The organism is Legionellales bacterium (assembly GCA_026125385.1).
Lineage (GTDB): Bacteria > Pseudomonadota > Gammaproteobacteria > JAHCLG01 > JAHCLG01 > JAHCLG01.
Map to the genome: position 1 here is coordinate 62,402 of JAHCLG010000003.1, position 24,883 is coordinate 87,284.

Genomic DNA, 24,883 nt, shown 5'->3' on the forward strand with positions numbered 1-24,883 from the left:
ATTGAATTAAAAATTTAGCAAATTAACTGTGTTTAACTTTCAACAAATCTTCCACAGATTTTACTCCATCCACCGATTTTACGACTTGGATAATATTATTTTTTATTTCGTTAGAGTTTACTTTGCCTTTTAAATAAACCACTTGATTTTGGGTTTCTATGCTAAAACCCCAATAAGCAATTTTTTTATGTGAAAATAATTTATCACGCATGAGTTTTCCTTTAATACGCGCCGTAATTCCCAAATCTGTCATTGGGCTATCGCTACTTTTAACGTTCAGATCATTGGTGTTAACGTCATTGACGCCATCGGTGGATTGCGCAAGACTGACGGCTTGCTCATACTCGGTATCGGAATCAACTTGCCCATTGAGAGTGACGACACCATTTTCTGTGGTTACGGAAATATTAAGTGGATTAAGCGTTTTGTCGGCAAGAATTTTTGCTTTTACTTTGGTGGTGATCACAGAATCGGTTAGATTCTGTTCATTTTGAGTGGGATTATCGGCAAATACCGTTGCGGAATTTATGCCCAATCCCAGGGTGAGAGGTAAAATTAGTGCGCTAGAGATAAAGATTTTTTTCATGATAGCCTCCATGAGTTGGATAGTTGCTCTTCACGCTTGAATGTAGAGTCTTCACACTTGAATTTTAGGCTTTGTTGTCGAGTTAACGATGCGGAGAGATTGTATTCAGTAGACACTCCTTCGCATCTTTAACTCGACGCCTCGCCTAAAATCCAATTGTTTAGAGTATACTTCTTTACGTCGCTAATTCGACACCTCGACTCAAATTCAATTGTTGTGAGCGGATAAATTAAATTTTTTACAAAATATTTAACAAGTTGTATAAATTATTTAACGTTTGGTCGTTTTATGAAAGAAAAAATGACAGAAACAAAAAACGCGATAACAAAAATATAGAAAATAATTTTTGCTATCCCTGCAGCAGCCGCCGCAATTCCAGTAAAACCAAACAAGGCGGCAATAATAGCAACAATTAAAAAGATCAGGCTGTAACTAAGCAATTTTATTTCTCCTGATTTTTAACAGTAGAAACAGTCTACCACCAATCAGTTTCATTTTCAAATTTTGACATAATTGAAAACAATCGAATTAAAATTAAACAGTTTAATTATTTTATTTTTATCACAACTTTTCTTTGAGTATCCGCAGAATAATTTTTAAGATACGGGCTTAAAGCAATAATGATTAAATTATACAATTTAAAAAATTTCGTACCATCACCCACATCGAAATTTTTCTCATTTGCCCCAAAGAGTGACGTACGAAAACCTTCCAAGAAATGCATAAAATTTTCAGGATATGAATATGAATTTGCGCCTACACATGAAAGATAGTCTTTATTTTCCACATGATATAGCAAAGCCAAATGAAATTGGGACAAATTAATCGAACATTTGAAAATTTTCAGTAATCAATGTTCGCAATTCTTGTTTGCGATATTTCAAGCTCTTCATAAAGCCAGTACACGCTTTTTCAAAATCTTCAAATTTTTCAAAGTACCGATTATAGAGTAATTTTTTCTTCAGATAAGACCATAATCGTTCAATCGGATTTAAGTTTGGCGAGTAAGGTGGTAAATAAATTAATTTTATTCCCATATGCTCTGCTATTTTATCAATATCCTTAAAGCTATAGTATTCCGCATTATCGAGCACTAAATAAATCCAACCTTTTGGTTGTGCTTTGCGTAATTTTATAAAAAAATCTAGCGTCATGTTTTCATCTAATTTCTTAGCAGTCATACTCACCACATCATGCGTATCAATATTAATTGCTGCGTTAATATTAACTCTACCATAACGCGTGCCAGTGCTCACATTAAATCGATAGCCTTTCTTTAACCAACCGCATTGAACACTAGGATTATGTTGAGGATGGGCTCCATCCATAAAATAAAGACTATCCGCTGGTGTCATTTTACTGCGTATTTTATAGTATTCTTTAATAAATTCTTTTTGCGCTTTAATATCAATCTTGCCAGGTTTTGGCTGTGGCTTATGGTAGCTAAAACCTAATTTTTTTAATAATGAATTCATGCCACTGATGCTATACTTAACATCAAATTCCATCTCTACATAAGCAATAACTTCTTTTGTCGTGCGACACGGAAATTCTTGAAGGTGCTCATCGAGTAAAGATTCTTCCTCACTCGTCATTTTCCGCTCCGATCCTTTATGTTTGTTTTCTAGTAAACTCTTAACACCACCTTCTTTATAACATTTATAATAACGATAAAGCGTATTCTCATCCAATAACAGGGCTTCACAAATCGCAGGAAGCGACCAACCACTGCCCATCAGATAAAGCGCCTTCAAGCGATCCGCATTTTGTTTGCGCTTTTCTTTACGATGCTGAAGTTTCAGCATTTGTAATTCGCGTGTTGTTAATCTGTAATCTTTCATGATAAAAAATATATCATAATCCAGATAAATCCTTGTGATCTTTTCGCCATAGTTCGTTTGATCTATAGCTGATTTTTCCCAGTTTCATTCGTGAATGCTATATTTTATCGTATGCAAATGAAGTTTAATAAAGTTAAGGAATTTTTCTTGCTCAGCAGTACAGTGAATTTTTTTCTAAGCACGATTTCAAATATTCAAACCTAATTTGAAGCCATTTAAGCGTTTTAATCAAAGGATCGTCCCGCACTTCAAGAGTGGGTTTTTTTGTTGAGAAAAATGCGTTATTTGTTGATGTTATCGAAAGCTTTTTGGAATTGCTTGCGAAACGTGTGGCTGCAAGTAAATCGGGAGAGCTAGGTTGCGTGGGTGCTGTAGAAGAAATAGGCGAAGGTGCGCGCGAGGATGGTAAACCGGATGGCTGATTAGATTTCTTCTTAAAATGCTTTTTAAAAGTGCTATAGCATTGTTAACGGTTGTATTCTGTTCAAAGGGCATAATTGTCGCTTCTCTTAGTATTATTATTGCGCGGATTTTATTGAGTAGACACTTTTTTGTCAAATTTTTGTACGATTAAACACGTGAGTCAACCACTCATAAACTTGCTTAGGATTAACAAATTAGCAGTAATTATTGGTTTAATCTTCCCTCACCGCCGCTCCTGAAAAAATTGTTTTAACACTTCGCTACAGGCTGATGCTAATATTCCGCCCTGATAAATAATGCGGTGATTCCAGGCGTAGTCGTCGAATATTTTTGCGCGGCTTTGCACGGCGCCTGTTTTGGGATCGAAGGCACCAAACACACAACGTTCAATTCGCGCATGTAACATTGCCGCGGCACACATCGCACAGGGTTCTAAGGTCACGTATAACGTGGTGTGTTTGAGACGATAATTTTGTTGATAAGTTCCCGCTGCGCGCAATGCTAAAATTTCAGCATGAGCACTGGCATCACACAATGCAATGGGGGAATTATAGGCTTCGGCAATAATCGCATTATCCGCAACTATCACAGCGCCCACGGGAACCTCGCCCGCTAATTTGGCTAATTGCGCGAGTTCTAGCGCACGGCGCATAAACTGTTCATCGTTATTCATGTTAGGATTTATTCCCACTCGATCGTTGCCGGAGGTTTGCTAGAGATATCATACACCACGCGCGATACACCGGCGACTTCATTCATAATGCGGGTAGCAACCATGGTTAAAAATTGATGAGGTAATTCTGCGGCTTTGGCGGTCATAAAATCCACCGTGGTCACGGCGCGCAGCGCAATCACATAATCATAATGACGTTGATCGCCTTTTACACCAACGGATTTTACCGGTAAAAATACTGCAAAAGCTTGTCCTGTGGCGTGATATAAATCGTGACGCCGCAATTCTTCTAAATAAATGGCATCGGCTAAGCGCAAAATAGTTAAATATTCCGGTTTAACTTCACCCAACACGCGCACCGCCAGACCCGGCCCCGGGAAGGGATGACGATAAACCATATCGTAGGGTAAGCCTAATTCTAAACCTATTTTTCGCACTTCATCTTTAAATAAATCGCGCAGCGGTTCGATTAATTTTAATTTGAGCGTCTCGGGTAATCCACCAACATTATGGTGCGATTTAATCACGTGCGCTTTACCTGTGCTGGATTTTGCCGATTCAATGACATCGGGATAAATGGTTCCTTGTGCTAAGAAATCAATTTTACCGAGTTTTTCTGCTTCTTCTTCAAAAATATCGATAAAGACTTTGCCAATTATTTTTCGTTTGGTTTCAGGATCGGCAACACCTGAAAGTGCTTGCAAAAATCGCGAGGCAGCATCCACTTTAATTACATTCATTCCTAGATGATCGGCAAAGGTCGACATAATGTGCGAATCTTCATGCAAACGTAACATCCCATTATCTACAAACACGCAGATTAATTGATCGCCTATCGCTTGATGCAAGAGTGCCGCGACCACACTGGAATCAACCCCACCGGATAACGCAAGTAACACGCGGCGTGACCCAATGGTATCTTTAGCATGATGAATAAGCTCACTGAGAATATGCTTAGCATCCCACAATCCTTCACAGCCACAAATATCACGCACAAAACGTTGAATTATCCGTTGTCCTTGCCGCGTGTGGGTGACTTCTGGATGAAATTGCACGCCGTAAAATTGACGCTCTTCATCGGCCATCGCGGCAATTTGGCAATTTTTACTGGCGGCAATGGTATTAAATCCGCGGGGTAAACAATCGACTTGATCACCATGACTCATCCACACAATTAATTGATCGCTACCATCGTCTCGGGTTTCATCGACAATGCCATTAAATAGGTGTGAAGGATGGGTGATAGCAATTTCAGCATGACCAAATTCACGATCTTTTTCCGCACGAACTTTTCCGCCTAATTGTTCCGCCATGGTTTGCATGCCATAACAAATGCCTAAGATTGGGCAGCCTAATTCAAAAATTAATTTCGGTGCGCGCGGAGTATGTTCTAAAGTGACGGTTTCGGGTCCACCCGATAAAATAATGCCATTCGGTGCAAATTCTTCGAGGGTTTTTTCATCGATTTCATAAGAATGTAATTCGCAGTAAACCCCTGCTTCGCGCACGCGGCGGGCAATTAATTGCGAATATTGCGATCCAAAATCTAAAATTAAAATACGTTGATCGTAAATAGTAATGGCCATGTTTATTCAACCCAATAATTCGGTGCTTCTTTGGTGATGGTGACATCATGAACGTGAGATTCGCGCATACCAGCACCGGTAATTTTCATGAATTGCGCTTCTTTGCGCAAAATTTCCACGTGTGCGCTGCCGGTATAACCCATCGCCGATCGCAAGCCGCCCATCAATTGATGAACAATCGCCGACATGGGGCCTTTATACGGCACACGCCCTTCAATGCCTTCCGGCACTAATTTTTCCACGCCTTCTGCCGCCGTTTGAAAATAACGATCGCTTGAACCTTGCGATTGCGCCATAGCGCCTAATGAACCCATGCCACGGTAAGTTTTATACGAACGACCTTGATACAATTCGACATCACCGGGAGCTTCTTCGGTACCCGCCAGTAAACTGCCCACCATCACACTCCAAGCCCCTGCAGCAATGGCTTTACATAAATCGCCCGAATAACGTACGCCGCCATCGGCAATCACTGGGATATTTTTCTTCGCCAATGCTTTTGCCACATTAGCAATTGCCGTGATTTGCGGCACGCCAACTCCCGTGACCACGCGCGTGGTACAAATCGATCCAGGTCCAATTCCCACTTTCACGGCATTGGCACCGGCATTGACTAAGGCTAACGCTGCATCGCTGGTGGCGATATTGCCACCAATAATATCTATGTGCGGAAAATGCTTGCGTATCCATTCCACGCGTTTTAATACGCCTTGAGAATGCCCGTGCGCGGTATCGACTAAAATCACATCAACACCTGCTTCCACCAATGCGCTCACGCGCTCATCCGTCCCTTCACCGACACCAACCGCGGCGCCCACTCGCAGTTGACCAGAGTCATCGCGACAGGCGTGGGGTTTATTTTTGGCTTTTTGAATGTCTTTAACGGTGATCATGCCGCGCAAGTGAAAATGATCATTCACTAATAAAATTTTCTCGACACGGTGTTGACGCAAAATATCGAGGATTTCCTCTTTTTTAGCGTGTTCATTCGCGGTGACTAAACGTTCTTTCGGCGTCATCACTTTAGCAATGGGTTTTTGGTTATCGGTTTCAAAACGCACATCGCGACTGGTAACAATGCCCACTAAGTTTTCACCTTCCACCACGGGCACGCCCGAAATATGATAACTTTGAGTAATGTTTAATAAATCGGCAACCGTTGCATTCGGGGTAATGGTAATAGGATCGCGGATCACACCGCTTTCAAATTTTTTCACCCGTTTTACTTCACTGGCTTGTTGGGCAATGCTCATATTTTTATGAATAAATCCCATACCACCTTCTTCGGCTAAAGCAATGGCTAAACGCGACTCGGTGACGGTATCCATGGCAGCAGATAAGAGCGGAATATTAAGCTTAATACGGGGTGTGAGCTGTGTCACTAAACTCACGTCTTTAGGTAACACCTCAGAAAAACGCGGCACTAATAAGACATCATCAAACGTGAGCGCTTCTTGGAGAATTTGCATGCGGGCTCTCCTATTGCATAGGTAAAATAACCGCGTAGGATACAGGATAATGGGGTGGTTGGCAAATTGTAAACGCCAACTTCCCATTTAAAATGTAGGCTGGATTGGGCGAAGTGAAATCCAGGATATCAAACTAATTAAAATTTCTAACCAAGATTGAGATATAAGCCATTCGCATATAATATAAATAATTTAAAAATTTTGTTAATTAAATCAAAATCCAGGAAAAATATCACTTTCATATTTAAGAGATTTAGGTTTAATAATCGCATTATCGTATATTTCACTCCATAATTTTTTATTATGTTCTGAAAGAGAAATTATAAAAACATTCATTTGTTCAGTAAAGTCAACTGAATTGCACTTTTTAATAATGCTAGCAATGATATTAAAATAGCTTCTTTTATAAAGGATTCCAGCATTAGAATCCGAAAATATAGTAATTTTCAGTTTCTCGAGCTTCGTTTTATATTTACCATTATCAATTTTAGAAATTATATTATCGATAAAACGACACAAATCAGGAAGTAATTGAGTTTTTTCAATTTCTACAATTTCTGTAGCTACCACAGGATTTTCGATGATTTTTATTAGAGGAGTCTTTTTACAACTAAAATTTTTATTATAGGGAATTTCTATAATTAAATTATAGTTATTTACGCAAATCCCGTCACTTAATAACTGTAAATTAACTGGGGAATTAATTGTAATCAAAATGGTGTCATCAGGTTCTTTAATAATTTCCACACTGGGATTTACTGGCGAATAGGAATATTTCGGGTTATTGGCTTTTATTGTTTTACCTAAAAAACACTCACAAACTTTTGACATCACAGTACTGACAACGCTTTGTATATTATATTTTTCCTGCAATAATAGATTTCTTAGGTCATCATTATTAACAATAACTCCCCTAAGGGGATTAGCATCATCAGGATCTACGATTAAATTAAGATCAGATGGTTCAAATTTTAGTGAGGTAATTTGATTTTCAATAGAGCAATCAGAAAGATTTTCTGAATGTTCAATTTTTTGGTGCTTTTGGATTGCTGGATTTGCTGAAAAATAGCAGTCAATTATTTGATAAGATGATTGGAAAGTACGAGAAAGAAATAAATTACTGACTAAATACTCAGTCATTTCCGCCATTTTTGGAGAAAAGGAATTACCAGCTGTTTCATAAGAATTATTATTTCTTTGGAAGTTAATCACAAACTCTACGTCTTCTGCTACGGATTTCGTGGTCTGGCACTCTTCAAATTGAGTTAGCTTCAAAAAATAACTTTTTTTAGCCAGCACGGATTTATACAACATTTTACAATTAGCAGGATCAGATGGATTTTCTGGTTGTTGCAAGGTTAAATACACCATTGCATCTTCACTAATATTTAATAATTTTTCTGGTAATTCATTAAAAGGAATACAACCAATATCATCATAAGTACCACTCTGATATTTGTTGTCAAAAACACAAGGAAGCTTTAGGCAATGAAAAGTTTTAGGCATAAGTATTTTACGTATTCTTTAGATTATTTTTATTCAACATTTATACCACGCTTTCCTCCTTCTCGCAATCTTTCCAGCAAACCCATCCTGAGTTTAATCTGATAGGGTGATCTTAAATTTAGATTTTTGATTAAGGAATAACATTAAATTCCGCGGATCTAACCTTGGCAAACCATTGATATCAAGTTTCTTAGACAGGTTAAAGGTGCTTGGAAAAAGAATATTTGTTATAGTCACTCTTCATGCAACATTTTGGTAACGCCATGATTGAGAACGATAAATTACAGCCGATTTTAAGTGTCGCGGAATTAAACTTCCAAGCGCGAGATCTCTTAGAAAATCATTTCCCTCAAGTGTGGGTGAGTGGGGAAATTTCGAATTTAGCTTGTCCCAGTTCGGGTCATGTGTATTTTTCGTTGAAAGATGAACAAGCGCAAGTGCGTGCGGCGCTGTTTCGGCAACAGCATCGGCAATTACCGTTTAAATTAGAAAATGGCTTACAAATTCTGGTGCAAGCCAAATTAAGTCTCTATCCGGCACGCGGGGATTATCAACTCATCGTCTCGCAAGCAGAATTGGCGGGAGCAGGATTATTGCAACGCCAGTTTGAGCAGTTAAAAATAAAATTACAGCAACAAGGATTATTTGCGCTAGAACGCAAACGCGCACTCCCTGAGTTTCCGCGCACGATTGGGATCATCACCTCCCCCACTGCTGCCGCTCTGCGTGATGTCTTATCGGTATTGCGACGACGCGCGCCCATGCTCAATATCATTATTTATCCCACGTCCGTGCAAGGCGATAAAGCCCCCGCTGAAATTGTGCGGTCTATTCAGCAAGCGAACCGGCATGCCACATGTGAAGTTTTAATTTTATGTCGAGGCGGTGGCTCGATCGAAGATTTATGGGCGTTTAACGATGAAAAAGTGGCGCAAGCCATTTTTAATAGTCAGTTACCGATTGTCTCTGGCGTGGGACACGAAATCGATTTTACGATTAGCGATTTTGTCGCCGATGTGCGCGCCCCGACGCCTTCAGCCGCCGCCGAATTAGTAAGCCCCAAGCGCGAGGATATGTTAACGCAACTCCATCTTCAATTAAGGCAATTGCACAACTTCATCGAAGATAAAATTCAAGACTATCATTTTAATTTATTACAGTTAAGCCAGCGTTTGCGTCATCCCAAACAGTTATTACAAGATTATCAGCAACGTTTAGATTATCTTGAACGCGCTTTAAATAACGCTTTAACGCATCAGCAACATAAAACACGTGTGCAATTTACTCATTTAATTACCCGTTTTAAACAAACCACTCCACAAAAATTTTTAGTCAATAAAAAATTACAATTACAATTTTTGCAAAAACAGTTATTACAAATCATCCGTCATCAATTGCAACAAACCCAAGATCATTTTAATTCTTTAATGAAGCAATTACAGTTAGTCAGTCCCCTTGCGACGTTAGATCGGGGATACGCAATTGTCAGAAGTGCTAATCGTGAGGTTATCAAATCTGCTCACGCGCTGAATAACGGTGATGAGATTACTATTTTATTAGCGGATGGCGAAGTCGATAGTAAGGTGATCAAGGAATAGCCTGGAACAGAGCGCAGAAGTAGCCTGGAACGGAGCAGAGCGTAGCCTGGAACGGAGCAGAGCGGAGATCCAGGATCAGACTATTTTTATACCTCGATTTTAAACCGCTAACATCCGTTAAAAACTCAGGATCGGTGAAATTTTAAAACTCCGATCCTGGATCTACGCTGCGCTCCGTTCCAGGCTACGGCAAGCTCGGATCCTCGATCTACACTGCGAACCAGGATCGGTATCACTTTAAAACTTTGATGTTGAGTTTTTAACGGATGTTAGAACTTCAAAAATGAAAGCTTATTACGGCATGCAGTGAAGATCCCGGATCGGAGTTTTAAAATTTCACCGATCCTGGATCTACGCTTCGCTCCGTTCCAGGCTACATGCAAATTAAAAATTCGCGGCTAGGGTGAATTGGAAGACATCGGGATCGTCGCAATAGGCTTGGCGATCGACGGTGATACCATTCACGGTGACTGAGCCGGGTGATTGACAATAGCGCTTAATCGGTTTTGATAAGCTAAACACAATCGGTGCAAAAAAGGTTCGCCATTCGACGGAAACACCGTAAGCGTAACGCGGTTTACGAGCTTGGGCTAATTCTTGCAAAACAGTATACGTGGGCGACGTTTTGGTTGCATAGAGCTTGGAACCTTGCACGAATAACAAGGTACGAACGTTTTCATTAAATTGCGGCACGATCAAACCCATTTGACCAAAATAACCAACATTACCGCCCATGGTATTCCCAAATTCATCTTTGGGTCCTAAGCTATTGGCTTCTAATGATGGCAATGGCACATCGGTGTCTAACCCACCGCCGAAATAATTGGTAAAAAAGGGCAATATTTGGGTATTGTTAAAGCCATTACCATAAACCGCACCGCCTTTACCCATGACAATCCAATTACGCTCACGATCGAGCGGTAAAAAGCCCTGGGTGTTAGCATTGAGTTTATAATAATGCAATGAACGCGAGCTCGCGGGCAACGCCACGGAGGCATTAACATCGGCCTCTAAACCTTTGGTGGGGAAAAATGCACGATCGAAGGAATTAAATATCCAACCCACGCTTAAAGAAGCTTGGTTATAGCGCGTTTTGCCATTTTGACGATTTAAAAATTCCGTAATGAATAAGGGTTCAGGATTACCGGGTAATAACTTGATGTGCTCAAAGCCCGCACCAAAGGTAAAACGATTGTAGTTATTAATCGGGATACCATAACCTAAATTACCTCCAAAGGCATTATAGGTATAGCTGTTGGTTAAGGAAGATAATTTTCCGGGATTATAGCGTTGATAATAAAAACTTAAACTTTGACTAATACCGTCTGGCGTGAAATACGGATTGGTGAAACTCACACTATACGAGCGCACATAAGCACTGTTACTGAAGTTAATACCAAATGCGTCACCCGTGCCTAAGAAATTAGGTTGGTTAAACGACGCAGATACTAAAAACTTTTGATCGGTTGAATAACCCACACCCGCTGTGATCGTCGCCGATGGCATTTCACTCACATGCATGTTCAAATCGACTTGATTATCTTTGCCAGCCACGGGAGTAAAATCGTGATGAACGTCTTTAACAAATCCTAATAAATTTAAATTACGCGTGGAATCGTCGATGCGTTTTAAATTCACCAAGCCGCCTTCCATTTGCTGCATGACTTGACGCAAGGCTTTATCTTCGGTTTTGGTGTTGCCACTAAAATGAATTTGACGAACATAATAACGACGGCCAGGCATAATTTCATAATTAATCGCCACCGTTTTAGCATTTTCATTGACTACAGGTTCAACAGCTATTTGAGCAAAGGCATAGCCATGATTACCAAGGGCATGCCCCATGGCTTTTTGCGCCTCGACAATTTTTTCGCGAGAAAAAATGGTGTTGGGTGTTAAATCGACATTGGCTAATAATTCTTCTTGGCTAATGGGAATATCGCCACTGACGTGATAACCGCTAAAGCGATATTGTGGTCCTTCTTCGACTTGCACATGAATGGTCACCTGTTGTTTATCGGCAGATAAACTCACTTGATGGGAAACAATTTGCATGCGCAAATAACCGTGATCGAGATAATAATATTTTAAATTTTGTAAATCATCGTCGAGTTTTTCTTCGGTGTATTCATCGTCTTTAGTGAAAAAAGAAAATAAATTGGGTGTGGAGAGTTTGAATTGATGCAATAGTGTGCGTTGAGAAAAAGCCTGATTACCTGAAATGAGAATAGCGCCAACTTTAGTGACGCCACCTTCATTAATGGCAATGGTTAAGTCCACGCGATTGCGCGCTAAACGTTTGGTCGTAATATCGACACTCGCATTATATTTGCTCAATTGCGTATATTGATTTTGCAGCGCAAATTTTAAATTAGCAATGGCGGAACGATTTAATACTTGGCCTTCAGCAATGCCCATTTTACGCAAGACTTTGCGCAAATCATCGGATTTTATATCTTTATTGCCGCTGATGGTGATACTGCTGATCACGGGGCGTTCGCTGACGTAAATATAAAGCGTATTGCCTTCACGCCCCAATTCGACATCTTGGAAAAAACCCGTGTTATACAATGCTTGAATAATTTGCGATGAATTTTCGGGGGTGATTTCGCGACCAATCCGCACAGGAACGTAGTTCATCACGGTTTGTTGATTGATCCCCTGCAAACCAACAATTCGGATGGCTTTAACGGTGAACGGACTAAAAGCAAATGCAGCCGTTGTTAAACAACAGCTACCCAGCGATAACATCGCAGAGAGTAATTTTTTTCCACGCATTGCGGTGATCTTCCCATACCTAATCAAACAGACGCTGATTTTGCAATGTTCAGAGCAAAAATGCAAAAAAATATTCGGATTTCTTTTTTTGCCAAATATTGAATCAACTTAGCTCATAATAAATTTCACGCCAAAAGCCCCGTTATCATGATTTTTTTCTACTATGTTGGTCACACAATCTTTGTAAGAAGCTCCTGATCCCGGTGTCGGGTAGGCATCGGCATTAAAGACGAGATATTGATCTCCACGGACTTGTTTCCAAAATTTTGACCAACTCAAAGTGCATTTTTCATAAGTCAGCGTTCCACCCTCAACATCATCGAAAGAAGATGAGCTGAAACTATCACTACTCTTAGCAGGCAATGGATTTTGTGGTTTAATACTTTTATCCCGAAGATCTATGATAATTAGTTTCATAGAAGAAGAGGTTTGGTTAGTGATTTTAATTTTAGTGGGTTCGAGAGTGTGCACTGTATTGCGGGAAGAGGTTCCATTAATAACCAAATTTTGATGGGTATTAGAAGTTGAAGAAGCGTGATTAGATGCTAGAAAATAGGATTTGAACAATTTAATGACTTGAAAAATATCCATATTATCATCCTTCTGAAGTTTAGGTTGTTAGGTATTGTAAATTTGAAGATACTCGTTAACAAAAGAACGAGCATCCCTATCTGCTTTAATAATCATTTCTATTTCTGCCATCTCTTCACGAGCATTGGTATTATTTGTCTTGTATGAAATATTAGTACAGTGCGTCATGGCCATTTCGCAAATGTGAACGATATCCGTAAAGCGTATTTTTTCCTGTAAAAACGCCATAACCGCCACTTCATTCGCGGCATTTAAAATTGCACTCGCAAATCCACCCAGTTCTAAGGCGCGATAGGCTAACTGTAATCCAGGAAATCGTTTTTCATCGATGCTCTCAAAGTCCAAACGCGCGCATTCAATTAAATTTAATGATTTCACCCCAGAAGTGATGCGCGCTGGCCAACTTAACGCACAGGCAATAGGAATACGCATATCGGGTTGGCCTAATTGCGCCAGTAATGAACCATCGGCATATTCCACTAACGAATGAATAATACTTTGAGGATGCAATACCACTTCGATTTCTGCACTCGTTTGTTGAAATAACCAATGCGCTTCAATAACTTCTAAGGCTTTATTCATCATCGTCGCCGAGTCGACGGAAATTTTTTTACCCATACTCCAATTGGGATGCGCGCAGGCTTGCTCGGGAGTCACACTTGCCAGTGTTTCATACGCCCATTCGCGAAATGGTCCGCCGGATGCCGTTAAAATAATTTTATTGACGCCTAAGGGTTTTTCACCACAACGATACTGTGCGGGCATGGCTTGAAAAATAGCATTGTGCTCGCTATCCACAGGAATAATTTCGGCATGATAGTGTTGGGCAGTTTTCATGATCACTTCACCGGCCATAATTAATGCCTCTTTATTGGCCAGTAAAATGCGTTTTCCGGCACGTGCTGCGGCTAGTGTGGAGCGCATACCAATGCCTCCCACAATTGCAGCCATCACACTATCGACTTCTGGAAAACTGACGATGGTTTCTAACGCTTGTGCGCCAGATAATACTTGTGTGGGTAATTGATATTGTTCAATTTTATTTTTTAATTGTTGTGCAGGTTCTTCATCTGTCATCACCGCATACTTGGGCTTAAATTGCTGGCATTGTTGCAATAATAAAGTAACATTCGCATGACCACTCAAAGCAAATACGGAAAATTGCTGCGGATGTTGCGCAATCACGTTTAAGGTATTTTGTCCGATGGATCCGGTTGAACCTAAAATACAAATATTTTTTTTCACGCCATCCCTCTTAACATTAATTCTACTAAGGCAAAGAGTGGGATCACGGCAAATAAACTGTCTAAGCGATCGAGTAATCCTCCGTGTCCTGGAAAAATGGTCCCACTGTCTTTCACACCTTGCTGACGTTTCACCATGCTTTCGGTTAAATCGCCAACAATTGAAATAAAGACAAACATCACTCCAATAATTAAATATAAAATGGCTTGAGATAAGGATAATTTAAATAATATAACGCCAAGTATTGCCACGATCATTCCACCCATCACACCGCCACTGACACCCTCCCACGTTTTTTTAGGGCTCACTTTAGGTGCTAATAAATGTTTACCCCAAGCTCTTCCGGCAAAATAAGCGCCAGAATCGGCACTCCAAATAAATACTAACACTAATATTAATTGGTAACGCCCAGCAGGATAAGCCACCAGTTGATTTAAGCCCAACCAGGTGGGAATGAATAACATAAGACCCGCTATTAAACGCAACGATAAAAACTGCCACCATTGCCAATTTTTAGGAAAAGTAAAAATTAAGGCGCTCGCAAAAATCCAGCCTAATGTGGCTAAAAAATAAATGCTAAAATGAAGGCTTAAATCGGCATACCATAATCCGTAACAACTTGCGGCAATAAACAATAAATAACTTACCTGCAACGCACGCTGTTTAATTTCACATAGGATTAACCATTCCCACGCACAGCCTAAGATTAATATCGCACTTAACATAGCAAGTGCTGTTAATGGTAAATATAATAAACACAACAATACTAATGGTATTAAGAGTGCTGCGGTTAAGATGCGTTGTTTTAGCATAAGTCGGAATTTTCCTGTGTTTGTAATTGTGTGCCGGTATAACCAAAACGGCGTTGACGTTGATTAAATGCGGCAATTGCTTGGTCAAAATCTTCCGCACGAAAATCTGGCCATAACGTTTGAGTAAAATATAATTCCGTATAAGCTAATTGCCATAGCATAAAATTACTTAACCGACATTCACCACTAGTGCGGATGAATAAATCGGGTTCGGGTAAAGCGGCTGTCGCTAACTGTTGTTCAATAGTTTCAACATTTATTTCTGCTGGAGAGAGAATGTTTTGCTGGAATTGACGAACTATTTTTTCTAAGGCGTGTTGAATATCCCAGCGCCCTGAATAATTGACCAGTAAATTTAATTGCAATCCGCTATTCTGAGCGGTTTTTTCTTCGCAATCTTCAATCACCTTAAGCAAACTTGGTGAAAAACGCGAGCGATCGCCTAGAATACGAAGTTTGATATTATTTTTATGCAGTGATTTAATTTCGCGTTTTAAACTGAGGCGAAATAAATTCATCAAAAAATTGACTTCATCTGGCGGACGTCGCCAATTTTCTTGACCAAAGGCAAATAAACTTAATACTGGAATTGCTAATTGCACTGCGCGTTGAAGAATACTACGCACTGATTGCACGCCGGCTTTGTGGCCGGCAATGCGCGGCAAATTACGCTGCAATGCCCAACGCCCATTCCCATCCATGACAATAGCAACATGTTGGGGTACGACATTAGGCACGAGTGATTATCCTATACTTCCATCAATTCTTGTTCTTTCGTAGCGAGCAAGGCATCGATTTCGGCAATGTGTTTATCCGTCATTTTTTGAATAGCCTCTTCCGCACGACGTTGATCGTCTTCGGTGATATCTTTGCTTTTTAATAATTCTTTTAAATGATTATTGGCATCGCGACGAATATTACGCACCGCAACTTTAGCATCTTCACCTTCTCCGCGCACGACTTTAGTCATTTCTTTGCGGCGTTCTTCGGTGAGTGCGGGTAATGGAACACGAATATTCATGCCTACGGTGACTGGATTTAAACCTAAATCAGCGTTCATGATGGCTTTTTCAATCGGTTCAACCATGTTTTTTTCCCATGGTGTGATCATAAGGCTACGGGCATCGGCAGCGGTAACGCTCGCCACTTGATTTAAGGGCGAAGGATTTCCGTAATACAACACCGTGATGTGTTCTAATAAACTCGGATGTGCACGACCCGTGCGAATTTTTGCTAAATTATTTTTAAAGGTTTCAACGGATTTTTTCATGCGTTGCGTGACGTCTTGTTTCAGTGTTTCGATCATGTTTAGTCTCCTTTGGTAACCAATGTTCCTTCATCTTCACCAGTAATAATTCGTAATAAGGCACCTGCTTTGGTGACATTAAAAACACGGATGGGCATGTTATGATCGCGACATTGGCAAAATGCGCTTAAATCCATTACCCCTAATTCTTTGCTTAATACTTCGCTATAGGTTAAACGTTGATAACGTTTAGCATGCGGATTTTTGGCGGGATCGGAATCGTAAATGCCATCGACAGTGGTGGCTTTGAGTAGAATATCGGCATCAACTTCAATGCTGCGCAAACTGGCGGCTGAATCGGTAGTCACTAAGGGATTACCCGTACCCGCCGAGAAAATGACTACGCGACCTTCGTCGAGATGATAAGAAGCTTTTCGCCGATCGTAATGATCAACAACGCCACTCATGGGGATCGCTGACATTACGCGAGTGGGCACATCGAATTGTTCTAAGACATCACGAAATGCCAGCGCATTCATGACTGTGGCCAGCATGCCCATATAATCGCCGGTGATTCTGCCTAAGCCCGCTTCGGAGAGTGCGCGGCCGCGGAATAAATTTCCGCCGCCGATCACTAAACCGACTTGCACGTTAAGACGAATTAATTCGGCCACTTCTTTGGCCATGCGTGCAATGACACTGGGATCTATACCGAAGTCACTGTTGCCCATTAATGCTTCGCCGCTTAATTTTAACAAAATGCGACGAAAAATCGGCTGGTGCTTCATGCCTTATTCTCCGCGTGCTTGTGCCATCACTTCTTTAGCAAAATCCACTTCAACTTTTTCAATGCCTTCACCGACTTCAAACCGCACAAAACGCACGACTTGTGCTTTTTCGGTGGTTAATAAAGCTTGGACAGTGACATCGGGATTTTTAATAAATGCTTGGCCGAGCAAAGTATTTTCTTTTAAAAATTTGCTGACGCGACCTTGTACCATTTTTTCCACGATATCGGCAGGCTTGCCAGAGGTGGCCGCTTGCGTTTGCGCGATGTCGCGTTCTTTTTCGATGATCGCAGCATCCACGCCCTTTTCATCCACTGCGAGTGGATTGCTAGCAGCGATATGCATGGCTAAATCTTTGGCTAATTCTTGGCTTGCACCTTTGACATCGATTAACACACCGATGCGTGAGCCATGAGAATAATAGCCGACTTCACCTTGGGTTTCGAACAATTCCAAGCGGCGCACATTAATGTTTTCGCCAATTTTAATCACGAGTTCTGCGCGTTCTTGTTCGACGCTATTTTGACTACCCGCTAACGTCAGTTGTTTTAATTTTTCTAAATCAACACAACGATGCTTTAATGCAGTTTCTGCAACGTGATTGGCAAAATGAACAAAATTTTCATCGCGCGCCACGAAATCGGTTTCGCAATTCACTTCTGCAATGATGGCAACTTTTGCGGCTGCATCGTGTTGAATGACAATCATGCCTTCAGCAGCAATACGTCCCGATTTTTTAGCGGCTTTCGCTTGACCATTTTTACGCATTTCGGTGATGGCGGCTTCAATATCGCCATTGCTTTCGACTAAGGCTTTTTTGCATTCCATCATGCCAGCACCGGTACGTTCGCGCAGTTCTTTCACCATTTGGGCGGTTATACTCATTGACTATTCCCTCTTAAACTTATTTTGCAACAACGTGCTGTTCTTTGATTTTGATGTTAGCCGTTTTTAATAGTGGAGAAATTCTAGCAGCTCCCGCATCTTCTTCGTCACTCAAATCATCGTAACGGCGTTCTTCTTCGACTTCCACGAATTCATCTTCGCTGGTTGCGGTAGTCACAGAACCGCGAGCTTCGATAATGGCATCGGCCACGGCTTTGGTATAGAGTTCAATCGCACTGCGCGAGTCATCGTTGCCTGGAATGATATAATCAATGTTATCGGGATCGCGATTGGTATCGACCACGCCGACCACAGGAATTTTTAATTTATTGGCTTCTTGCACAGCAATTTTTTCGTAACCGACGTCGATGACGAATAAAGCATCGGGAAGACTACCCATATCTTTAATACCGCCAAGACTGCGTTCTAATTTTTCGATTTCATGACGAATGTTTAACACTTCTTTTTTGGTTAAACGTTCAAAAAGACCTTGTTTTTCTTGTGCTTCTAATTCTTTTAAGCGACGAATCGATTGACGCACGGTTTTATAATTCGTGAGCATGCCGCCTAACCAGCGATAATCCACATAAGGCATACCGCAGCGTTTGGCGTGTTCACGGATAACTTCTTGCGCTGACCATTTGGTGCCAACGAATAATACTTTGCCTTTATTGGCCGCTAAACGGCTGAAGAAATTGATGGCTTCATCGAATAAAACGATGGTTTCTTCAAGATTAATGACGTGGATTTTATTGCGGGCACCAAAAATATACGATGCCATTTTAGGATTCCAGTAACGGGTTTGATGACCAAAATGAACGCCAGCGGCGAGCATGTGTCGCATAGTAACTTTAGACATTGATAACTCCTATTGGGTTAAACTTCCACTTATCCCAACAACCAACTTGTTGAAATGATTAAACTTCTCTAAGCACCCTGATTGATGTGTCGATAAGTGTGACCGATTTAAACCTGCTCTTATGAGCAGGTTTGGATTTATACCACACAATGCGATAAATCACAATGTGCGGTTAGACAGAATTTTGAGGCAGAATGTTCAACTATTTTTAAACTCATCGTGGTCATAAGTTTTAGAATGTGCCGATTCACGCGGTAGCTTATTGCTTGAACCGAATAACTTATTCTTAAGAAAAACAACGGTAAAAATAATTAATCCGATGAGGGCGCCGTAGAATAAGATATACAATCCCACAATAAATAAAAATATTGCAATCGCAATGGTAATCCCGAGAGCGATAAACGGGATAATTTTTTCGAATAGCGAATGTTGTGACATAACTGAATTCTCGTGTTGCTTTAATCGACCCGGATCGGTAGATAAGGATTGTCACACTAATTGTGCTCGCGTACAATAGTTTCTCTTTATCTTTATCCTGATGGTTAGCATGAAAGTCGATATTAAAACTCCTGAAGACATTGAAAAAATGCGCGTTGCCAGTCGTTTGGCGGCAGAAGTGTTAGAAATGATTGGTGAACATGTCACCGTGGGAGTTACTACCGACGAATTAAATACCCTTTGTCACGATTATATCGTCAATCATCAACAAGCCATTCCGGCACCGTTAAATTATAACGGTTTTCCAAAATCGATTTGTACTTCGGTGAATCATCAAGTGTGCCACGGCATTCCAAGCGATCGCAAATTGCGCGATGGCGATATTATTAACGTCGATGTCACGGTCATCAAAGACGGTTTTCATGGCGATACCAGTAAAATGTTTTTGGTGGGTAAGCCTTCGGTGCTCGCTCAACGCTTAGTCAAGGTTTGCCAAGAAGCCTTATATATGGGTATTAAAGCAGTAAAACCTGGCGCACGCTTGGGCGATATTGGCGCCGTTATTCAAAAACACGCGGAAGCCAACCGTTTTTCCGTGGTACGTGAATATTGCGGACATGGCATCGGCACGCAATTTCATACCGATCCGCAAGTCTTGCATTATGGCGAACCTAACACGGGTTTCGTGCTAGAAGCAGGCATGACCTTTACCATTGAACCCATGATTAATGCTGGTAAACGTTTTGTGAAATTGCTCCCCGATCAATGGACGGTGGTCACAAAAGATCATAGTCTTTCAGCGCAATGGGAACATACGATTTTAGTCACAGAAACAGGATTTGAAATTTTAAGTTTGCGCAATGAAGAAAAGCACGAATTTTTGTGAACTGCCTTTCGCGTTGAGCCGGGATGCGAAACGCACGCACGTCATCGCTTTTTTTCGTCAAGCTTTAAAACAACATCAACAATTGCTGGCGGATGCATTTTCGCCGAAAAGCAATCAGTCATTGCAATTAATTTCTAAACACAGCGAATTTATTGACCACGTTTTAGATTTTTTATGGCATTCTACGCAATTAAATGTTTTAAGCAATTTATGTCTTATTGCCGTGGGCGGATATGGTCGACAAGAATTATTTCCCTATTCTGATATTGATATTTTAATATTAAGCGGATCGGCATTGCATCAACCAGAAAATAAATTAACCGAATTTATTAATTTATTATGGGATATTGGTTTAAAACCTGGGCACAGTATTCGCACCTTCACTGACTGTATCGAATTAGCCAAAAAAGACGTCAGTATTTTCACTAGTTTATTAGAAGCACGATTGTTGCAAGGACATGAAAAACTTTTTCAAAACTTAAAACAAACGATTGCTGAGCATGCTTTGTGGAGTGTATCCGATTTTTTTTACGCCAAAATGCAAGAACAAGAACAACGCTACATTCATTTTCATGCCACTGCGTATAATCTAGAACCTAATATTAAAAATAGTCCAGGTGGGTTGCGTGACATCCAAATGATTACCTGGATTGCACAGTATTATTATCCTATCACTCAACTAAAAGACTTGGTGATCCCCTCGATTTTTGAGGCCGACGATTATGAGTTGTTGATGACAGCAAAAAGTGTTTTGAGCAAAATTCGTTTTGCACTACACTGTTTAACGCAAAAATGTGAAGATAGATTATCATTTGATTATCAAAAAACCTTAGCTCAACAATTTGGCTATGGTGATCGCGAACATGAATTGGCAATTGAGCAATTTATGCAAAATTATTATCGTTCTGCGAAAATTATTCGTCATTTAAATGAAGTTTTTTTGCAATTTTTTCGCGAAACTGTCATTCATAAACAGCAAGAAATCAGCGAAATTGATAACAGTTTTCATATTATAGATCGCTATATTGCTTTAAAAAATCCAGATATTTTGCCTAAAAAGCCAGAATTACTCTTTGAGATTTTTTTACATCTGGCGAAAAATCCATCTATCCAAGGTGTACGAGCACAAACCATTCAAGTATTGCGAAAAAAATCCTTTTTAATTAACGACGAATTTAGACAAAATCCTTTATCTCATCACTTATTTTTAACACTCTTGGAGCAACCTCAACGTGTGGTCGATCAATTAGCTCGCATGAACCGTTATGGCTTATTAGGAAATTATTTACCGTATTTTGGTGAGGTCATTGGCAAAATGCAATACGATTTATTTCATGCGTATACTGTTGATCAGCATACCTTGTTTGTGTTGAAAAATATCGAGCAATTTTTATCCTCCTCACAATTTCCCTTGTGTCATCGTCTCATGTCAACTCTGCGCAAACGCGCATTACTTTTTTTGGGTGCATTATTCCACGATATCGGCAAAGGACGAGGTGGCGATCATTCAACATTGGGCGCCATGGCTGCGCGATCGTTTTGTGAGCAACATCAGTTACCCGAAAAAGATACTGAGTTGGTAGAGTGGCTAGTGAAAAATCATTTACTGATGTCAATTACGGCGCAACGCCGCGACATTTACGACACTAACGTGATTAATGAATTCGTGAAAACGGTCAATTCGGTGGAAAAATTAAATTATCTTTACTTGCTCACGGTTGCGGATATTCGCGGAACGAATCCTCAATTATGGAATGGCTGGAAAGATAGTTTATTAAAAGAATTATATGAATTAAGCTATCAACATTTAGTGCGACAACCGCGTGCGCAAGTAGAATTCATTCGCCATAAAAAAACAGCAGCCTTACAATTATTAACACCTCATATTTCCAACGAAGAAATTATTAACAAACTATGGTTAGCGCTGGGGAATAATTATTTTTTACATCATCAACCTCAGGAAATTGCTTGGCACACTCAACATATTTTAAATCATCATAGCGAAAAACCACTGGTGATTATCAGCAATACTATTACCGATGATAATTCAACAGCCATTTTTGTTTATTGTGCCGATTACGATTATTTATTTGCCAGCATTGTTACCGTACTCGATCAGGCAGGTTTAACGGTTTTAGAAGCACGGATTATTACCTCAAAAAATGGCTATTCGTTGGATAGTTTTAAAGTCTTAAATCGTCATCATCATCCTTTAGTTTTTGCACATGAAATCCAGCAAATTACGCAACGATTAGTCAATCAACTAGAAAAACGGGAAGCACCCGCCATAAAAAAATCCTATCGTCGTCACCACTATCATTTCCCGCAAAAAGTGGATATCCATTTTTTGCAAGATCACGAAAAAAATCGCACGATTATGGAATTATTTTGCGTAGACCGACCCGGATTATTAGCAAAAGTGAGTATTGCTTTGGTGGAACAGGGGATCAGTATTCAAAATGCCAAAATCGTAACCTTGGGAGAGCGAGTTGAAGACGTGTTTTATATTACGGATCGCCATCAACAAGCCTTTACCGATATCAGCGCACAAGAAAAATTAAAAAATCGCATGATTGGATTGTTAGCTGAGATATAGGCTAATCGGTTCGATCAATTTAGAGAACCTGCTCGATATCTCGGTGTTTGGCTTTGACGCCCTGCACAATCTGCTGAAGATAAAATCGCGAAGTTGATCTTTGAGCTAAATTCATTTAGGATGCGGTCCGTCATATAAAAAGAACATTAGCATAATGTCCTTTAAATAAAATACTAATAACATTTATGGAGTTTGTAACATGCCACGTCCATCGAAAAAAAATAAACCATCAAAAAAGGCAAATCTACCGCAAGAAAATGTATCATTTAGCTGGAGTTTAGCTAAACTTCTAACTGCAGTGCTTTCTGTTTTCAGTGCCCCTTATACTCATGCCAGTGCCAGCGAAACTAATGGTATGTTTAGTACTAATGGTATGTTTGGTACAGTGAGGATTAACGACAAGGATATTACAATACCCACACTTCATCACGATCTAACAGCTGCTCACATTGTTAATGATCTATCTGCTGCAAAGGCATGTGAAAAAGGTTTGTTACATGAAAATTTTCAGAGCCAACATGGCTTAATGGCAGGAGAATTCGCATTACGTAATCCAGTTATTTTAGATAAAAATTATTTTTTTGTGCATGGTTCAAACCCAGAAGCCACAATTACGCAAGAGAGTGATAAGTTAGGTGTAACATTAGTGTCACTTTATCAGACTGGAAGTCCCAATCCCGCTTCATGTGTAAACAGAAAATACATAGAACTTAACGCAGGCAAAACTCCTACTGGTGATAATCATAAAGCAGGAAAACAATTGTATTATGTTGCACAAACACCATTCGCGTTAAATAACGGAAACTTAGTGAGCATAATAACTTCTATGCCAAAGAAGGTTTTAGATACACTACAAAAAGCTCATCAAGCCGTAGAAGGTATTTTACTAACTCTTTTTCCAAAAAGAATAGCTGCGAGTAGCCAATACATAAACAGTCATAAACTAGCTACTCCGGCAGACTGGAATTCGATGATAGATACGCACAGGCACCTCAATAAATTTCTTGGTAAGTATGACCATGATCAATTTAAACAGTGCGTAGATACTGGGAATAAAGACGACGACGAAATTTCTGCACAACAAGATAACCAGCATAACTTGAAGAAACCATTGGCAAAGACTCATGAGACTCCTATCACAGTCAGTTTTTCAAATTTTAATGACTATGACGATCAAATTTCTCCACAAAAACATAGTACTTCAGAACGCGATAATAAGCGACAGTATAAAGGCATGGGGAAAACTACATAATAAACTAGATATGGTAGCATTAGAAATAGTTAATCATTATAATTAACACACAATAATGGGCTGAACATTTTATGGACAGCCCATACCCCAAAATGCATTTCATAGTGGCTCGTATTTGTTAACGAGATACAACAAACAAAGTAATCGATCAACACGCACTAGTAAATTGCGTCGCTAATATTATTTTTAGTCTCCGCCAATCCGACGGATTAAACATATCACGCGTCAAGAGTACTTTATAATTCTTTCCGGTAGATTTAAACTGCAATACCATAAACCATTGCGTGATCACCATTTTTTTCGGTGGGATTGAAACTTTTTTTTTAGTATTGTCTATCGTCAAAAACCATCCTGCTTGGTTATGGTGCTCTATACAGTGAATGGAATCGTTGTGATGTCGCCAATGATACCACAGGCTATACATTAATAATAAAAATAGCAATAATTTGATTGGCCACGCAATATTTGCCCACCACATCAAGAGTCCGGCAAATACTGTAATGCCGACGGTAAAACTCAATAACCACTTCGATTGTTTCGGATAAATGATGAGTTTCAGATCGGCAAATCGAATTAAATTCATGGCATATTCTCAAGCACTAAGTGAATCATTTCTTGCAAATGGACTTCTTCTGGCGCGCGACGTTGCATAAACCATTCAAATAATTCTTGATCTTGGCACGATAACAACTCTACAAATGCCGATTGTTGCAGCGGTGTCAGCTTATCGAAGCGTTCCATTAAAAAGCGCTCCAATAAAATATCCAATTCCCACATACCACGCCGACAGGCCCAGTGTAGTTTTTTTTTATCGATAAGATCCAT

The 24,883-nt window shown here is 40.1% G+C and carries 24 protein-coding genes; 5 read left to right on the forward strand and 19 right to left on the reverse strand.

Features of this window, described 5'->3' with window-relative positions; genetic code table 11:
- Window positions 1–22: 22 nt before the first annotated feature.
- The 3 genes from KIT27_02000 to KIT27_02010 all read right to left on the reverse strand — a co-directional run bounded on the left by KIT27_02000 (window position 23) and on the right by KIT27_02010 (window position 2,427).
- Window positions 23–586, reverse strand: a complete 564-nt coding sequence (locus KIT27_02000; GenBank protein MCW5588414.1) for a BON domain-containing protein — start codon at window positions 584–586, stop codon at window positions 23–25.
- 266 nt (window positions 587–852) lie between these two features.
- On the reverse strand, window positions 853–1,026 hold the full coding sequence (locus KIT27_02005; GenBank protein MCW5588415.1) for a DUF1328 domain-containing protein: 174 nt from the start codon (window positions 1,024–1,026) through the stop codon (window positions 853–855).
- Window positions 1,027–1,407: 381 nt separating this feature from the next.
- On the reverse strand, window positions 1,408–2,427 hold the full coding sequence (locus KIT27_02010) for an IS630 family transposase (GenBank protein ID MCW5588416.1): 1,020 nt from the start codon (window positions 2,425–2,427) through the stop codon (window positions 1,408–1,410).
- A gap of 254 nt (window positions 2,428–2,681) precedes the next feature.
- Between KIT27_02010 and KIT27_02015 the strand changes: the two genes are divergently transcribed.
- Window positions 2,682–2,849 (forward strand): hypothetical protein, encoded by a 168-nt coding sequence (locus KIT27_02015; protein MCW5588417.1) that lies wholly within the window; start codon window positions 2,682–2,684, stop codon window positions 2,847–2,849.
- 224 nt (window positions 2,850–3,073) lie between these two features.
- Here KIT27_02015 and tadA read toward each other — a convergent pair whose 3' ends face one another.
- The 4 genes from tadA to KIT27_02035 all read right to left on the reverse strand — a co-directional run bounded on the left by tadA (window position 3,074) and on the right by KIT27_02035 (window position 8,084).
- Complete coding sequence (gene tadA / locus KIT27_02020) at window positions 3,074–3,523, reverse strand: tRNA adenosine(34) deaminase TadA (GenBank protein MCW5588418.1); 450 nt, start codon at window positions 3,521–3,523, stop codon at window positions 3,074–3,076.
- An 8-nt stretch (window positions 3,524–3,531) separates the two neighbouring features.
- Window positions 3,532–5,109 (reverse strand): glutamine-hydrolyzing GMP synthase, encoded by a 1,578-nt coding sequence (gene guaA / locus KIT27_02025; GenBank protein MCW5588419.1) that lies wholly within the window; start codon window positions 5,107–5,109, stop codon window positions 3,532–3,534.
- Window positions 5,110–5,111: 2 nt separating this feature from the next.
- Window positions 5,112–6,578, reverse strand: a complete 1,467-nt coding sequence (gene guaB / locus KIT27_02030) for an IMP dehydrogenase (GenBank protein MCW5588420.1) — start codon at window positions 6,576–6,578, stop codon at window positions 5,112–5,114.
- 213 nt (window positions 6,579–6,791) lie between these two features.
- Complete coding sequence (locus KIT27_02035; GenBank protein MCW5588421.1) at window positions 6,792–8,084, reverse strand: hypothetical protein; 1,293 nt, start codon at window positions 8,082–8,084, stop codon at window positions 6,792–6,794.
- A 263-nt stretch (window positions 8,085–8,347) separates the two neighbouring features.
- On the opposite strand from KIT27_02035, the gene KIT27_02040 reads away from it, so the two are divergent.
- The gene (locus KIT27_02040; protein MCW5588422.1) at window positions 8,348–9,682 is read left to right on the forward strand and encodes an exodeoxyribonuclease VII large subunit; all 1,335 of its coding nucleotides are present in this window, start codon (window positions 8,348–8,350) and stop codon (window positions 9,680–9,682) included.
- A gap of 384 nt (window positions 9,683–10,066) precedes the next feature.
- Here KIT27_02040 and bamA read toward each other — a convergent pair whose 3' ends face one another.
- The 10 genes from bamA to KIT27_02090 form a co-directional block, all read right to left on the reverse strand.
- The gene (bamA, locus tag KIT27_02045) at window positions 10,067–12,460 is read right to left on the reverse strand and encodes an outer membrane protein assembly factor BamA (protein ID MCW5588423.1); all 2,394 of its coding nucleotides are present in this window, start codon (window positions 12,458–12,460) and stop codon (window positions 10,067–10,069) included.
- A 108-nt stretch (window positions 12,461–12,568) separates the two neighbouring features.
- Window positions 12,569–13,051 (reverse strand): hypothetical protein, encoded by a 483-nt coding sequence (locus KIT27_02050; protein ID MCW5588424.1) that lies wholly within the window; start codon window positions 13,049–13,051, stop codon window positions 12,569–12,571.
- 27 nt (window positions 13,052–13,078) lie between these two features.
- On the reverse strand, window positions 13,079–14,296 hold the full coding sequence (gene ispC / locus KIT27_02055; GenBank protein MCW5588425.1) for a 1-deoxy-D-xylulose-5-phosphate reductoisomerase: 1,218 nt from the start codon (window positions 14,294–14,296) through the stop codon (window positions 13,079–13,081).
- Window positions 14,293–15,108, reverse strand: a complete 816-nt coding sequence (locus KIT27_02060) for a CDP-archaeol synthase (GenBank protein MCW5588426.1) — start codon at window positions 15,106–15,108, stop codon at window positions 14,293–14,295. Before KIT27_02060 ends, ispC begins: the two co-directional genes overlap by 4 nt.
- On the reverse strand, window positions 15,102–15,845 hold the full coding sequence (locus KIT27_02065; GenBank protein MCW5588427.1) for an isoprenyl transferase: 744 nt from the start codon (window positions 15,843–15,845) through the stop codon (window positions 15,102–15,104). The genes KIT27_02060 and KIT27_02065 overlap by 7 nt, the downstream gene beginning before the upstream one ends.
- Before the next feature lie 11 nt (window positions 15,846–15,856).
- Window positions 15,857–16,414, reverse strand: coding sequence for a ribosome recycling factor (frr, locus tag KIT27_02070; GenBank protein ID MCW5588428.1), 558 nt, complete (start codon window positions 16,412–16,414; stop codon window positions 15,857–15,859).
- A 2-nt stretch (window positions 16,415–16,416) separates the two neighbouring features.
- Entirely contained in the window at window positions 16,417–17,142 is a 726-nt protein-coding gene (gene pyrH / locus KIT27_02075; protein MCW5588429.1) for a UMP kinase, read from the reverse strand.
- A gap of 3 nt (window positions 17,143–17,145) precedes the next feature.
- On the reverse strand, window positions 17,146–18,027 hold the full coding sequence (locus KIT27_02080; protein MCW5588430.1) for an elongation factor Ts: 882 nt from the start codon (window positions 18,025–18,027) through the stop codon (window positions 17,146–17,148).
- 19 nt (window positions 18,028–18,046) lie between these two features.
- Window positions 18,047–18,886: a 30S ribosomal protein S2 gene (gene rpsB / locus KIT27_02085; GenBank protein MCW5588431.1), complete on the reverse strand. Its 840-nt coding sequence runs from the start codon at window positions 18,884–18,886 to the stop codon at window positions 18,047–18,049.
- 198 nt (window positions 18,887–19,084) lie between these two features.
- A complete protein-coding gene (locus tag KIT27_02090; protein MCW5588432.1) occupies window positions 19,085–19,324 on the reverse strand; it encodes a hypothetical protein in 240 nt (79 codons plus the stop codon).
- Between the two features lie 109 nt (window positions 19,325–19,433).
- Here KIT27_02090 and map point away from each other — a divergent pair, with 109 nt between their 5' ends.
- From map to KIT27_02105, 3 genes are all read left to right on the forward strand, one after another.
- Window positions 19,434–20,210, forward strand: a complete 777-nt coding sequence (map, locus tag KIT27_02095) for a type I methionyl aminopeptidase (protein ID MCW5588433.1) — start codon at window positions 19,434–19,436, stop codon at window positions 20,208–20,210.
- On the forward strand, window positions 20,185–22,806 hold the full coding sequence (glnD, locus tag KIT27_02100; GenBank protein ID MCW5588434.1) for a [protein-PII] uridylyltransferase: 2,622 nt from the start codon (window positions 20,185–20,187) through the stop codon (window positions 22,804–22,806). Before map ends, glnD begins: the two co-directional genes overlap by 26 nt.
- Window positions 22,807–23,005: 199 nt before the next feature.
- Entirely contained in the window at window positions 23,006–24,058 is a 1,053-nt protein-coding gene (locus tag KIT27_02105; GenBank protein ID MCW5588435.1) for a hypothetical protein, read from the forward strand.
- A gap of 148 nt (window positions 24,059–24,206) precedes the next feature.
- On the opposite strand, the gene KIT27_02110 is transcribed toward KIT27_02105, so the two are convergent.
- The gene (locus KIT27_02110) at window positions 24,207–24,641 is read right to left on the reverse strand and encodes a hypothetical protein (GenBank protein ID MCW5588436.1); all 435 of its coding nucleotides are present in this window, start codon (window positions 24,639–24,641) and stop codon (window positions 24,207–24,209) included.
- Window positions 24,638–24,883, reverse strand: a complete 246-nt coding sequence (locus KIT27_02115; protein MCW5588437.1) for a succinate dehydrogenase assembly factor 2 — start codon at window positions 24,881–24,883, stop codon at window positions 24,638–24,640. The genes KIT27_02110 and KIT27_02115 overlap by 4 nt, the downstream gene beginning before the upstream one ends.